Origin of the sequence: Parabacteroides sp. CT06 (assembly GCF_002257605.1) — a bacterium.
Lineage (GTDB): Bacteria > Bacteroidota > Bacteroidia > Bacteroidales > Tannerellaceae > Parabacteroides > Parabacteroides distasonis.
The window spans coordinates 1564153-1578933 of record NZ_CP022754.1 but is presented as its reverse complement, the minus strand read 5'-3'; the positions used below and the strand labels follow the sequence as shown (position 1 = coordinate 1578933).

The 14781-nt window shown below is 51.7% G+C and carries 12 protein-coding genes and 1 pseudogene; 8 read left to right on the top strand and 5 right to left on the bottom strand.

Going from position 1 to position 14781, the window contains the following annotated elements; genetic code table 11:
• Positions 1-98: 98 nt before the first annotated feature.
• From trpB to CI960_RS06870, 8 genes and pseudogenes are all read left to right on the top strand, one after another.
• The gene (trpB, locus tag CI960_RS06905) at positions 99-1283 is read left to right on the top strand and encodes a tryptophan synthase subunit beta (RefSeq protein WP_005857836.1); all 1185 of its coding nucleotides are present in this window, start codon (positions 99-101) and stop codon (positions 1281-1283) included.
• The gene (locus tag CI960_RS06900) at positions 1280-2683 is read left to right on the top strand and encodes an anthranilate synthase component I family protein (protein WP_005857838.1); all 1404 of its coding nucleotides are present in this window, start codon (positions 1280-1282) and stop codon (positions 2681-2683) included. Before trpB ends, CI960_RS06900 begins: the two co-directional genes overlap by 4 nt.
• Positions 2684-2805: 122 nt before the next feature.
• Positions 2806-3372 (top strand): aminodeoxychorismate/anthranilate synthase component II, encoded by a 567-nt coding sequence (locus CI960_RS06895; protein WP_005857839.1) that lies wholly within the window; start codon positions 2806-2808, stop codon positions 3370-3372.
• Positions 3373-3541: 169 nt separating this feature from the next.
• The gene (gene trpD, locus CI960_RS06890) at positions 3542-4540 is read left to right on the top strand and encodes an anthranilate phosphoribosyltransferase (protein ID WP_005857841.1); all 999 of its coding nucleotides are present in this window, start codon (positions 3542-3544) and stop codon (positions 4538-4540) included.
• 13 nt (positions 4541-4553) lie between these two features.
• Positions 4554-5348, top strand: coding sequence for an indole-3-glycerol phosphate synthase TrpC (gene trpC, locus CI960_RS06885; protein WP_005857844.1), 795 nt, complete (start codon positions 4554-4556; stop codon positions 5346-5348).
• Positions 5345-5947, top strand: a pseudogene (locus CI960_RS06880) (phosphoribosylanthranilate isomerase); the annotation flags it as partial. The gene trpC and the pseudogene CI960_RS06880, both read left to right, overlap by 4 nt.
• 78 nt (positions 5948-6025) lie before the next feature.
• On the top strand, positions 6026-6799 hold the full coding sequence (gene trpA / locus CI960_RS06875; protein ID WP_036628951.1) for a tryptophan synthase subunit alpha: 774 nt from the start codon (positions 6026-6028) through the stop codon (positions 6797-6799).
• 42 nt (positions 6800-6841) lie between these two features.
• Entirely contained in the window at positions 6842-7984 is a 1143-nt protein-coding gene (locus CI960_RS06870) for an iron-containing alcohol dehydrogenase (RefSeq protein WP_005857849.1), read from the top strand.
• Positions 7985-8077: 93 nt separating this feature from the next.
• Here the strand turns inward: CI960_RS06870 and CI960_RS06865 are convergent, their stop codons facing one another.
• From CI960_RS06865 to carB, 5 genes are all read right to left on the bottom strand, one after another.
• Positions 8078-8656 carry an LUD domain-containing protein gene (locus tag CI960_RS06865; protein ID WP_005857851.1) on the bottom strand — a complete coding sequence of 193 codons (579 nt, stop codon included), beginning with the start codon at positions 8654-8656 and terminating at the stop codon, positions 8078-8080.
• Positions 8656-10023: a lactate utilization protein B gene (locus tag CI960_RS06860; RefSeq protein ID WP_005857853.1), complete on the bottom strand. Its 1368-nt coding sequence runs from the start codon at positions 10021-10023 to the stop codon at positions 8656-8658. The genes CI960_RS06865 and CI960_RS06860 overlap by 1 nt, the downstream gene beginning before the upstream one ends.
• Complete coding sequence (locus CI960_RS06855) at positions 10020-10760, bottom strand: (Fe-S)-binding protein (protein ID WP_005857855.1); 741 nt, start codon at positions 10758-10760, stop codon at positions 10020-10022. The genes CI960_RS06860 and CI960_RS06855 overlap by 4 nt, the downstream gene beginning before the upstream one ends.
• 59 nt (positions 10761-10819) lie before the next feature.
• Entirely contained in the window at positions 10820-11401 is a 582-nt protein-coding gene (locus CI960_RS06850) for a Crp/Fnr family transcriptional regulator (RefSeq protein ID WP_005857857.1), read from the bottom strand.
• A gap of 72 nt (positions 11402-11473) precedes the next feature.
• Positions 11474-14701, bottom strand: a complete 3228-nt coding sequence (carB, locus tag CI960_RS06845; RefSeq protein ID WP_005857859.1) for a carbamoyl-phosphate synthase (glutamine-hydrolyzing) large subunit — start codon at positions 14699-14701, stop codon at positions 11474-11476.
• Positions 14702-14781 lie beyond the last annotated feature (80 nt).

Genomic DNA, 14781 nt, shown 5'->3' with positions numbered 1-14781 from the left:
ACACTACATAAAGATATAAAGAGGTCTGTCGCACTTGCGGCAGGCCTCTTTTCTTTTTATGGCAAATTCAAAAGGAAAATAACTAAAATAGATAAAAGATGAAAACGTATCAAGTTGACAAGAATGGTTACTATGGTGAGTTCGGCGGGGCCTATGTTCCCGAGATCCTTCATCAATGCGTGGAAAATTTACAGAATACCTATCTGCAAGTGTTGGAGAGCGATAGCTTCAAGGAAGAGTTCGATCAGTTATTGCGTGATTATGTAGGCCGCCCCTCCCCTCTTTACTTGGCCAAACGGTTGAGCGAGAAATACGGATGCAAGATCTATTTGAAACGGGAAGACTTGAACCATACCGGAGCACATAAGATCAACAATACGATCGGCCAGATCCTCCTAGCCCGCCGCATGGGGAAGACCCGTATCATCGCCGAGACGGGTGCCGGACAGCATGGAGTGGCTACGGCTACGGTATGTGCCTTGATGAATATGGAATGTATCGTTTATATGGGGAAGACAGACGTGGAACGCCAACATGCCAACGTACAGAAGATGGAGATGCTGGGAGCTACCGTCGTGCCCGTGACCTCGGGAAACATGACCTTGAAAGACGCCACGAACGAGGCGATCCGTGACTGGTGCTGTCATCCTTCGGATACGTATTATATTATCGGTTCTACGGTAGGCCCCCATCCTTATCCGGATATGGTAGCCCGGCTGCAATCCGTTATCAGCGAGGAGATCAAGAAGCAACTGCTGGAGAAGGAAGGAAGGGATCACCCGGATTACCTGATCGCCTGCGTAGGCGGGGGAAGTAACGCCGCCGGTACGATCTATCATTTCATGGACGACGAGCGGGTGAAGATCGTCTTGGCCGAGGCCGGCGGCAAGGGCATCCACTCCGGCATGAGCGCCGCCACGATCCAATTGGGTAAAGAGGGCATCATCCACGGGGCACGTACCTTGGTCATGCAGAACGAGGACGGACAGATCGAGGAACCTTATTCTGTTTCCGCCGGCTTGGATTACCCGGGCATCGGCCCGATCCACGCGAACCTCTCCGTAGAGCACCGTGCGCAAATCCTAGCGGTCGATGATGACGAGGCGTTGGAGGCTGCTTTCGAGTTGACCCGTTTGGAAGGAATCATCCCGGCCTTGGAAAGCGCCCATGCCTTGGGAGCCTTGGCCAAGGTAAACTTCAAGCCGGAAGACGTGGTGGTACTGACTGTCTCGGGCCGTGGCGATAAAGATATGGACACCTACATTAATTATAAATTATCATGAATTATTCTTTCAAAACGATAAGCAAGAAGGTGATGGGCGACCTTCACACTCCCGTAAGCATCTATCTGAAAGTGCGGGATATCTACCCGGAATCGGCCCTGTTGGAAAGCTCGGACTTCCACGGAAACGAGAATAGCCTTTCCTTTATAGCGCTCCGCCCCTTGGCGAGCATCGGTATCAACAACGGGGAATGCACGGCGACCTTCCCCGACGAGACCCGTGAGGTTACCCCGCTCACCGAAGACTATAACGTACCGGAGGCGATGAACGCTTTTCTCGGCCGCTTCAAGGTGGAGGGAGCGGACAAGAAGGTCTGCGGATTATTCGGCTACACGGCTTTCGATGCCGTCCGTTATTTCGAGAACATCCCGGTCATGGAAGTTCATCACGAGGAGAACGACGCCCCCGATATGCTATACATATTATATAAGTATATCCTTGTCTTCAATCATTTCAAGAACGAGTTGACCCTAGTGGAGATGCTCCAAGAGGACGAGGCTAGCCGGCTGGAAGAAATCGAGACATTGATCGAGAACCGTAACTTCGCCTCCTATAACTTCCAGACAGCGGGTCCCGAGACCTCCCCGATCACCGGCGAGGAATACAAGGCGATGGTCCGCCAAGGCATCAAGCACTGCCTCAGGGGAGATGTCTTCCAGATCGTATTGAGCCGTCGCTTCGAGCAACCGTTCAAGGGAGACGACTTCAAGGTGTACCGGGCTCTTCGCAGCATCAATCCCTCTCCTTATTTGTTCTACTTCGATTTCGGAGGTTTCCGTATCTTCGGCTCTTCCCCCGAGACGCATTGCAAGGTAACGGGCAGACACGCCAGCATCGACCCGATCGCCGGGACCGCTTTCCGTACCGGTAATATCGAGGTAGACAAACAACGTACCGAGGCCCTGCTAGCCGACCCCAAGGAGAACGCCGAGCACGTGATGCTGGTAGACCTCGCCCGCAACGACCTAAGCCGGAACGCCCACGACGTGCAAGTGGATTTCTATAAGGAGGTACAATACTACAGCCACGTCATCCACCTCGTATCCCGTGTGAGCGGCGAGATCAACGCCGATAGCGACCCGGTAAAGACCTACGTCGATACCTTCCCCGCCGGCACGTTGAGCGGAGCCCCCAAAGTACGGGCCATGCAACTGATCACCGACATCGAGCATCATAACCGGGGTGCTTACGGCGGCTGTATCGGCTTTATCGGTCTGGATGGTGATTTGAACCAAGCGATCACGATCCGTACCTTCGTCAGCCGTGGCAACGTACTTTACTATCAGGCGGGAGCCGGGATCGTGGCTAAGAGCAACGATGAGCGTGAATTGCAAGAGGTAAACAATAAGCTGGGAGCCTTGAAGAAGGCGATAGATCTAGCGGAGAAATTAATCAATTGATTATCCGGTTGTAGAGACGGGGCGTGCCCCGTCTCCCACAGTCTGATAGTATTTTAAGTTACCATTTTGAAAGGATGAGACGGGGCACGCCCCGTCTCTACAACAACAACAATATATATAAAATGAAGATATTATTATTTGATAATTACGATTCCTTCACCTACAATTTGCTACATATATTGAAGGAACTGGGTGCGGATGTAGAGGTACACCGCAACGACAAGATCTCCTTGGAAGAGATAGAGCGTTTCGATAAGATCTTACTATCCCCGGGACCGGGCATCCCCGAGGAAGCCGGCATCCTCCTCCCCTTGATCCGCCGGTACGCCCCGACAAAGAGCATCCTAGGTGTCTGCCTAGGCGAGCAGGCCATCGGCGAGGCATTCGGCGCCACATTGATAAACCTTACCGACGTGCATCACGGCGTTTGCTCCGATATACGGATTGTCGCTAAAGATCCTATCTTCGAGGGACTGGAACCGGGTATACGTGTTGGGCGTTATCATTCTTGGGCGGTCTCCAAGGAAAACTTCCCGGATTGTCTGGAAATTACGGCGGTCGATACGGAAGAAGGACAGATCATGGGCTTGCGCCATCGTGAGTACAATGTACGAGGTATCCAATTCCATCCGGAATCCGTGTTGACACCCAAAGGGAAGACAATTATAGAGAACTGGCTGAAACGCTAATTACCTCCTAAGGCACTTATAGTTTCTTCCTAACGAAACATCAGTTTCTCTATGGTGAAACTAATGTTTCTCAAGCAAGAAACAAGAGTTTTCCCCTAGAGAAACAAAAGTTTTTCGATAAAGAAATATCGCAAAACTGCAATATTTTATCATTCAACACATTACAGACATGAAGCAAATATTATACAGATTATTCGAGCACCAATATCTAGGCCGGGAAGAAGCCCGGAATATCCTCCAGAATATAGCGGAGGGACGCTACAACGATTCCCAGATCGCCAGTCTGATCACCGTATTCCTGATGCGCAGTATCTCCGTAGAGGAATTGACCGGATTCCGGGAAGCTTTGCTGGAGATGCGTGTACCGGTAGATCTAAGCGAATACAAGCCGATCGATATCGTAGGTACCGGAGGCGACGGGAAAAACACGTTCAACATCAGTACCTGTTCCTGCTTCGTAGTGGCCGGTGCCGGTTACAATGTCGTAAAGCACGGTAACTACGGGGCTACCTCAGTGAGCGGCGCCAGCAACGTGATGGAGCAACACGGCGTAAAATTCACGAACGATATCGATAAGCTACGTACCTCCATGGATACCTGCCATATCGCCTACCTCCACGCACCCTTGTTCAACCCGGCGCTGAAAGCGGTAGCTCCGGTACGGAAGAGCCTCGGCGTGCGCAGTTTCTTCAATATGCTCGGCCCGCTGGTCAACCCGGTCATGCCTACTTACCAATTGTTAGGCGTATATAACCTCCCGCTACTCCGCCTATATAATTATACGTACCAAGAGAGCGGCACTCGCTTTGCCGTGGTACATAGCTTGGACGGTTACGACGAGATCTCCCTCACGGCCGATTTCAAGGTAGCCATGCCGGAGAAAGAGAAGCTTTATACCCCGGAGATGCTCGGATTCAAACGTTGCACGGAAGCGGACCTCGATGGCGGAGAGACCCCGGAGGAAGCGGCCCGTATCTTCGACGCCGTATTAGGGAACAGGGCTACCGAGGCCCAAAAGAGCTGCGTGATCGCCAACTCCGCTTTCGCCATCCAAGTGATCTGTCCAGAGAAGAAGATCGAGACGTGTATCGCCGAGGCACGTGAATCATTGGAAAGCGGAAAAGCATTGGCTACATTCCGTAAATTTATATCTTTGAACCAAAGATAAAGAAACATATCCTATGAAAAAGGACATCTTACAAGATATTATCGCCAATAAGCGCATCGAGGTAGCCCGGCAGAAACAGGCCGTAAGCTTACAGACCTTATTGGCTCTAGGTAGCGACCGTATGGAGCGTGACACACGTTCCATGCGTGCGGCGCTGGAATCATCCCCCTCCGGTATTATCGCCGAGTTCAAGCGTAAAAGCCCCTCCAAAGGCTGGCTGCATCCGGGTGCGAATATCGCCGACGTGGTGCCCGCTTACGAGGCCGGAGGCGCCTCCGCCTGCTCGATCCTTACGGACGGGGATTTCTTCGGAGGTTCCTTGGGCGACTTGCAAAAGGCCCGCAAGCTGGTGGATCTCCCGTTACTTCGCAAGGACTTCATCATCGATACCTACCAACTCTTCCAAGCCCGGGTGATAGGCGCCGACGCTGTCTTGTTGATCGCCGCCGCCCTTACAGAAGAAGAATGCCGGGTACTCGCCGAGACCGCCCATAGCCTGCAATTGGAAGTCTTGCTGGAAGTCCATAGCGAGGACGAGCTCAAATACCTGAATGCGGATATCGATATGCTCGGCGTGAACAACCGCAATCTCGGCACCTTCCATACGGACGTAAACAACTCATTCAAGTTGGTCGATAAGATGCGAGGCTTCTCCCCTCTTTTAGTGTCCGAGAGCGGAATCTCCGAGACCGATACCGTACGCCGATTGCGTGAGGCCGGTTTCCGCGGATTCCTGATCGGAGAGACCTTCATGAAAACCGAGAGGCCGGGCGATACCCTAGCCGATTTTATAGGAGGACTGGCATGATCATCAAAGTATGCGGAATGCGAGACTCCCGGAACATCCAAGAAGTCTCCGCCCTAGCCGTCAACTGGATCGGCCTCATCTTCTACGAACGCTCCCCGCGCTTCATCGGGCAAAGCCCGACGAAGCAGTGGACAGTGGACAGTGGACAATTGACAGTTAAATACCGCTTGTCGCAACTGTCAACTGTCAACTGTCAACTATCAACTAAAAAAGTGGGCGTTTTCGTCAACGCTACCATCGAGTCCATGATGGAGACAGCCTCCGCCTACAAGCTAGACTATCTCCAACTTCACGGTAACGAATCGCCGGAAGATTGCCACACCCTACAGAAAAGAGGATACTCCTTAATCAAAGCCTTCCCGATCGCCTCCAAAGAGGATTTCAAGAAGACCAAGGAGTATGAGGGCCGAGTGGATTATTTCCTTTTCGATACGAGATGCGAGGGCTATGGAGGCTCAGGCAAACGTTTCGATTGGTCCATCCTAACCGAGTATAAAGGAGAGACTCCCTTCTTGCTCAGCGGAGGCATCCGTCCGGAAAACGCAGAGGCGATCCGGAACTTCCGGCATCCCCGTTTCGCAGGTATCGACCTCAACAGTGGCTTCGAGATTGAGCCGGGATTGAAAGACATCGACAAACTAAAGAATTTCATCCAACAAATTTTACATCTAACAGTAATGAATCGCATCACAAACTTATTCCAGACCCAGAAAGACGGAATACTCTCCGTCTATTTCACCGCCGGTTATCCGAACTTAAACGATACGGCAAGCATCTTAAAAGCCTTACAGGCTAAAGGTATCCACATGGTAGAAGTAGGAATCCCTTTCTCCGACCCGATGGCAGACGGCCCCGTCATCCAAGAGGCCGCCACGCAAGCGTTGCGTAACGGGATGTCACTCCACCTCCTATTCGAGCAATTGAAAGAGATCCGAAGCGAAATACAGATCCCGATCATCCTGATGGGCTACCTGAATCCTATCATGCAATACGGTTTCGAGAAATTCTGCGCCAGTTGCGTAGAGGCCAGCGTAGACGGAATGATCATCCCCGACCTGCCTTATGCCGATTATATCTCCGATTACAAGGAGATAGCCGATCGCCATGACCTGAAAATGATCATGCTGATCACCCCAGAGACCTCCGAGGAACGAATCCGGCTGATCGATGCCCATACCAGCGGATTTATCTATATGGTATCCAGCGCCGCCACGACCGGAGCCCAACAAGACTTCAACGAACAGAAGCAGGCCTATTTCCGTCGTATCAACGCCATGAACCTACAGAATCCCCGCTTGGTAGGTTTCGGCATCAGCAATAAAGCCACTTTCGAGGCGGCGACAGCTCATTCTTCCGGTGCCATCATCGGTAGCAAGTTCGTCCAGTTACTAAAGAGCGAAGCTACTCCCGCCGAGGCGGTCGATAAGTTACTGGAAGCCCTAAAACAATAGGAACCCTATTCATGTTTACATATAAAAACAGTAAATAGTCCTATGAATAACTTCACTTTTCACAACCCAACCCGTTTATTATTCGGTAAGGGCATGATTGAGAAACTGAGTACGGCCATCCCGATGGTGCATCGCATCATGATCACCTTCGGAGGAGGTAGCGTAAAGCAAAACGGTGTGTACGACCAAGTGATCAAGGCGCTAAAGGATCGTGACTATATCGAGTTCTGGGGCATCGAGCCTAATCCCACCATCGAGACCTTGCGAGAAGCTATCCAGATAGCGAAAGGCAAGCAGGTGGATTTTCTATTGGCGGTAGGCGGTGGCTCCGTCATAGACGGGACGAAGCTAATCTCCGCCGGCATCCAGTACGACGGTGATCCTTGGGAATTGGTACAGAAAGGGTATTACTATCATACCGTGCCCATGGGTACCGTACTGACCCTGCCCGCCACGGGTTCCGAGATGAATAGCGGGGCCGTGATCTCCCGGAAAGAGACGCAAGAGAAATTCCCGTTCTACAGTAATTTCCCCGTGTTCTCGATCTTGGACCCGGAGACGACCTTCAGCCTCCCCCCGTATCAAGTGTCTTGCGGTATCGCCGATACCTTCGTCCACGTGATGGAGCAATATATGACTACGACCGACCAATCCCGCTTGATGGATCATTGGGCGGAAAGTATTTTAAGTACCTTGGTTGAGATCGCCCCGAAGATCAAGGAAGATCCGAGGAATTACGACCTGATGGCAGATTTCATGCTATCCGCCACGATGGGCTTGAACGGCTTTATCGCTATGGGCGTAACGCAGGACTGGGCTACCCATATGATCGGACACGAGCTAACCGCCCTTCACGGATTGACGCATGGAGCGACTCTAGCGATCGTCTTCCCCGGAACCTTACGCACCCTACGCAAGCAGAAAGAGGGCAAGATACTGCAATACGGCGAACGGGTATGGGGTATCAATAGTGGAACAACAGAGGAACGGGTAAGCCAAGCCATCGAGAAGACTGAGCAATTTTTCCAAAGCCTCGGTTTATCTACCCGCCTCAGCCAAGAGAAGATTGGCGATGCGACGATCACCGAGATAGAGAATCGCTTCAATGAACGAAACGCCGCCTTCGGGGAGGCGAAGAATGTAACGGGTAGCGTGGCACGGGAAATATTGGAGAGCTGTAAATAAGAATCCAAAGCATTCACAGCCCCCAATATAAATATCATACAACTTGTAGAGACGGGGCGTGCCCCGTCTCATCCCCTCAAAAGGGTATAGGTTTTATCTTAACAGGACTACTACTTGGATCGGGCCATGCGCCCCGAATACCAAGGCTTGTTCAATATCAGCAGTCTTTGAGGGACCGGACATGAAGACTCCGTAATCATAATCCATAGTGGCAGTACGGCGGTAAGCCTCATTCATCGTATGAACCAATTGAGTCTTGTCCAACAAGATCACCAAAGCGTTCGAGATAAAGTACAGACCTTTATAACGTACCTGACGGGGTAACCAGACAGCGGCATTCTCCGCCACGCCGAAACTACCCTCCACCACAGATACGTCCGTCCCGTTCAACTCCCGGGGATCGGTCAGCTCATCCGGGTTAAAGGTAGCGCAAGTAATCTCCTTCAAATTCGAGGCGATACGTTTCGCCTCCGGAAACTCACGGCGGATCACCTCATTCACATCCTCGCCGGGCTTTAACTCGATGGCCTTGCCACCCGCCCCGGCTAGCACTTCCGAGAACGTAGCCAACTTATCCGCATAGGTAATCGCCTCCAACGTAAGCTCAGGCATCTCGTGGCGTGTACCCGTATGATGACGGATACTCGCCAATATAGAATCTTTACTACTCATTATCTCACCTTATTATTCTTCCACATATCATTAAACGACTCCTTGGCGAAAGCCGGAAGCTCACGTCCCTTGCCCCAAGCGTTCAAGCCATTGTAGACCATGAAACGAGGCAAATGATTCACTACCGGAGCAAACTTCAACGCCGTATTGAACAATCCCGAACGTTCCATCAGGAACTTCATGCCGAAAGACATCACTTTCTTCTCCTTGCTCGCCTTACCGATCTTATCCAAATCTTGCCGCCAACGGTAAATCTGCTCGCCCAAGTCGATCTTTACCGGACAAACGTTCGAGCAAGAAAGACATAAGGAGCAAGCCGATACGTTATCCGAATATTCCTCCGGATTCCTCAGCATACCCAAGTTGATCCCGATCGGTCCCGGAATGAAATACGTATACGAATAGCCACCACTCCTGCGATATACCGGACAGGTATTCATGCACTCGCCACAACGGATACAATTCAACGTACGGATATGATCCGGTTTCGCCAAGATATCACTGCGCCCGTTATCCACGATAATGATATGGAACTCTTGTCCCTCGGGCGGACGGCGGTAATGAGAAGTATAAGACGTGATGGGTTGCCCCGTACCCGAACGAGCCAGCAAACGAGTGAATACGCCCAATGCCTCCAGATTCGGTACGATCTTCTCCATCCCCATCGTAGCGATATGCACCTTCGGGAAGGAGGTTCCCATATCGGCGTTTCCCTCATTGGTACAAACCACGATCTCGCCCGTAGAGGCGACGGCGAAGTTAGCGCCCGTCATCGCCACGTCGGCATGCAGGAATTTCTCACGCAGATTCTTACGGGCGGCATGCGTCAGGTAGGTAGGGTCGATATTCCCTTTCTCCGTTCCCATCTCACGCTCCATCATCTCGCTGATCTGCTCCCGTTTGATATGGATCGCCGGCATCACGATATGGCTCGGGGCCAAATGCATCAATTGCAAGATACGCTCACCCAAATCGCTCTCCACCACATCGATTCCTTTCGACATCAAGAACTCGTTCATATGGCATTCCTCCGTCAGCATCGATTTGCTCTTGATCAGGTTCCGGGCATCATGCTGGCGCAAGATCCGCAAGACGATCTCGTTATGCTCCTCGGCATCTTTCGCCCAATGCACGATAGCCCCGTTGGCGATCGCATTTTTCTCGAACTCCTCCAGAAGCGTGTCCAGATGGCTGTTGGAGTAAAGCTTGATCTCCGAGGCCAACTCTCTCAACCGCTCCCACTCGGGAAGCGAATGGCTCATCTTATCCCGTTTGGTACGTACCATCCAAAGCGTATGGTCGTGCCAAGCCTCATTCTCCTTATTCTCTAGGAAACGGGCCGCTGCTATAGCATGTTTCGTACTCATAATCCGGACGCTAATATTTGAACGATGTGAATAGTCTTGATCGGAAGTTTCTCCCGCTTGATAACCCCTTCCATATGCATCAGGCAAGAGCTATCCGCACCGGTGATATACTCGGCGCCGGTACTCATATGATCCTTTACCTTGTCTTGTCCCATGCAAGTAGAGACCTCAGGCTCCTCGATGGCGAACATACCGCCGAAACCGCAACATTCGTCCACCCGCTTCGGCTCGAACACCTCGATACCTTTCACCAAGGAAAGGAGATCACGTAACTTGGAATAGTACGGGATATTACGCTCGCTGGGCGACGAGAGATGCAACTCACGCACCCCGTGGCAACTATTATGGATACTCACCTTATGCGGGAAAACGGCCGGCAGGGATCCCGGTCTCACCACGTCGTGCAAGAACTCGCAGATATCATAAATCTTCTTACTGTTCATACAAACGTGATCCCGCTTTCCCAATATATGGGGATGGTTCTCTTTTACGAAGGCTACGCAACTGGCCGAGGGGCCTACCACGTAGTCATAGTTCTTAAACTGTTCCTCCATCCGGAGGGCCAAGCGAGCCGCCTCATCCTCGAAGCCGGCGTTCGCCATGGGTTGTCCGCAACAGGTCTGGTCCATCGGATAATCGACATCCACACCCACATGCCTCAACAATTTATACGAGGCGATACCCACTTCGGGGTACACCGCGTTAATGTAACATGGGATAAATAATCCTACCTTCATACTAATTTTATCTTATATATCATATACGACACCGTATATAATTAACACCTACAAGCCCCTCATAGCTGCATATTGGCCCTTACCCTGCTTAATGTCTCGGGAGTCATCAGCAAATAAGAGGCGATATGGGACAAGGGGGCACGCTGCACGATCTCAGGGTGTTCTTTCAATAAGCGGGCATAACGTTCATTAGCGGTCTCGAAACGAAGGAAATCCGCCTTCCGTTGAGACAGGATCAGCGAATTCTCCAACAGGCGGCGATACATGACCTCGATCTCGTAATCCTCGGCGCACAATGCCAATAAAGGATCATGAGGAATGCCATACAGCACCGTATTCTCCAAGGCCTCCACCAACAGATTAGCGGGACGCTGGCGCAAGAAGCTCTCGATGCAAATGAAGATGTTGTCCTCGCTGGCGAAATGCTCGGTCAGCTCTTTCTTATTCTTGAAGTAAAACTGGCGAACCATTCCCTTATAGACATAACCGAGTTGCGTACAAACCTCTCCTTCGCTCAAAAACAGGGCGCCTTTTTTCAATTCTGTCCGGATTAAGATAGAGGCCAGTTTCTGGGCGGCTTCCTCACTGAGTAGAATCGATTGCGCCGCGATCCTGCGAGCTATAAATATCGCTGTATCCATATTCATGGTTGTTTTTGTTTGTTTCCGCAAACTTACGAAATAAATACCACTTGATTTACATCAAGCCCCCATTTATTTATATTCCTGCCAACTCTTGATGCAGATATCATCTACGCTCAAGGTACAGAAGGCTTGAATGAAAGCGCTCGCCAGACGGGCATTCGTAATCAACGGGATATTCAGGTCGATGGCGGCACGGCGGATCTTATAGCCGTTGTCAAGCTCGCCGGCGGAAAGGTCACGAGGGATATTCACGACCATATCGATCTGCTTCTCATGAAGCATCTTAAGCGCCTGCGGTTCTCCCTTCTCGCTCGGCCAGTACACCTTCGTACTCGGAATGCCATTCTCCGCCAAGAAACGGTGCGTACCTCCCGTAGCGAATAGGTTGTAGCCTTTCGTCGCCAACATCTTAGCGGCATCCAGCATGGCTACCTTCTGCTTCGGCGTACCGGTGGACAGGAGGATATTCTTCTCCGGAACCCGTTGCCCGACAGCGAGCATACTCGTCAACACCGCCTCGGATACATCGTCGCCCAGACAACCCACCTCGCCCGTGGAAGCCATATCGACCCCTAATACCGGATCGGCTTTCTGCAAGCGATTGAACGAGAATTGAGAGGCCTTGATACCCACGTAATCCAAATCGAACTCATTCTTATTCGGTTTCTCTACCGGCAAGCCCAGCATGACACGGGTAGCCAACTCGATGAAGTTTATCTTCAGCACCTTGCTCACGAACGGGAAGGAACGGCTGGCACGAAGGTTGCACTCGATCACCTTGATCTCATTGCCCTTCGCCAGATATTGGATATTGAACGGGCCGGAGATATTCAGCTCCTTAGCGATCTGCTTACTGATACGCTTGATACGACGAACCGTCTCCACATATAATTTCTGGGCCGGGAACTGAATCGTAGCGTCGCCGGAATGAACCCCGGCAAACTCGATATGCTCGCTAATGGCATACATCACGATCTCGCCATGATCGGCCACGGCATCCATCTCCACCTCTTTCGCATGCTCGATGAACTGACTTACCACCACCGGATGCTTTTGGCTGACGTTGGCGGCCAATTTCAAGAAACGCTCCAACTCCTCTTGATTCGAGCAGACATTCATGGCGGCACCACTCAGCACGTAACTCGGGCGAACCAACACGGGGAAGCCTACCTCCGCCACGAAGCCATTGATATCCTCCATGGAAGAAAGCTCTTTCCAGCGGGGTTGATCCACGCCGATACGATCCAACATGGCGGAGAACTTCTCACGGTCCTCGGCATTATCGATGCTCTTGGCGGATGTCCCCAAGATATTCACATGCTGCTCGTCCAAACGCATCGCCAAGTTATTCGGGATCTGGCCGCCGGTGGAGACGATCACGCCGTGCGGGTTCTCCAGCTCGAGGATATCCATCACACGCTCGAAGGTAAGCTCATCGAAATAAAGACGATCGCACATATCATAGTCGGTAGACACCGTCTCGGGATTGTAGTTGATCATCACGGAACGATAGCCCTCCTTACGGATCGTATTCAAGGCCTGCACGCCACACCAGTCGAACTCCACCGAGCTACCGATGCGATAAGCGCCGGAACCCAGCACGACAATCGAGCGATGATCGCCCAAGTACGTCACGTCGTTTTCCGTACCGCTATACGTCAGGTACAGGTAATTCGTCCGCGCCGGATACTCGGCGGCCAAGGTATCGATCTGTTTCACCACCGGAAGAATGCCATGCTCCTTACGGAACTGGCGAACCAACATCATACCCTTCTCCACATCCCCGTCGAGACCGATCGCCCGTGCGATCTGGAAATCAGAGAACCCTTGTATCTTCGCCCGGCGGATCAACTCCGGATTGATGCGCCAACGTTGGATCCCCTTCATATCGAAAGCGTGAAGCTCCTTGGAGGTCTGCATGATTCCATATAGTTTCTGTAGGAACCATCGGTCTATCTTGGTAAGCTCATGAATCTGGTCTACCGTATAACCAGCACGGAATGCCTTCGAGATAACGAAGATACGGCGGTCGGTAGGCTCATGCAAAGCCTTATCGATATCCTCGATCACCAACTCCTTATTCTCCACGAAACCGTGCATACCCTGCCCGATCATACGCAAGCCCTTCTGGATAGCCTCCTCGAAAGTACGTCCGATCGCCATCACCTCGCCAACCGACTTCATGCTGGAACCCAACTCACGAGCCACGCCATGGAACTTACCCAAGTCCCAGCGAGGGATCTTACATACCACGTAATCGAGAGCCGGCTCAAAGAAAGCGCTAGTCGTTTTCGTCACGGAGTTTTTCAAGTCGAACAAACCGTAGCCCAAGCCTAATTTAGCGGCCACGAAAGCCAACGGATAACCGGTCGCCTTAGAAGCCAAGGCCGAAGAACGGCTCAAGCGGGCGTTCACCTCGATCACCCGGTAATCCTCACTCTCCGGATCGTAAGCGTATTGCACGTTACACTCGCCCACGATACCGATATGGCGGATGATACGGATCGCCAACTCACGTAATTTATGATAATCCGTATTACTCAAGGTCTGCGAGGGGGCAATCACGATAGACTCTCCCGTATGGATTCCCAGCGGGTCGAAATTCTCCATGTTACATACCGTGATGCAGTTATCGAAGCGGTCGCGCACCACCTCGTACTCTACCTCTTTCCAGCCCTTCAAGCTTTTCTCCACCAATACTTGCGGAGAGAAAGAGAAAGCCTTCTCTACCAACACGTCCAATTCTTCCTCATTGTCGCAGAAACCGGAACCCAAGCCCCCCAGCGCATAAGCGGCACGGACGATGACCGGATACCCCAGCTCAGCGGCCGCACGACGAGCGTCAGCGGCGTTCTCCACGGCCTCGCTCTTGATCGTCTTCACGTCGATCTCATCCAGCTTGCGTACGAACAACTCCCGATCCTCGGTATCCATGATAGCCTGCACCGGGGTACCCAATACCTTCACGCCATACTTCTCCAGCACGCCGCTTTGGTAAAGAGCCACGCCACAATTCAACGCCGTCTGCCCGCCGAAAGCGAGCAAGATACCTTCCGGACGTTCCTTCTCGATCACCTTTTCCACAAAAAAAGGAGTAACGGGCAGGAAATAAACCGTGTCCGCAACTCCTTCCGATGTCTGTACCGTAGCGATATTCGGATTGATCAATACCGTTTGAATCCCCTCTTCCTTAATAGCCTTCAGGGCTTGGCTGCCTGAATAATCGAACTCGCCCGCCTCACCAATCTTCAAGGCTCCGGAACCGAGTATCAGGACTTTCTTTATATCTTCTTTCATTGCTTTACTTTTTTTAATGTTCTCTTTTAGGGTAAGCCTAAACACCCGTTTAGGGTAGACCTAAACACTCATTTAGGGTT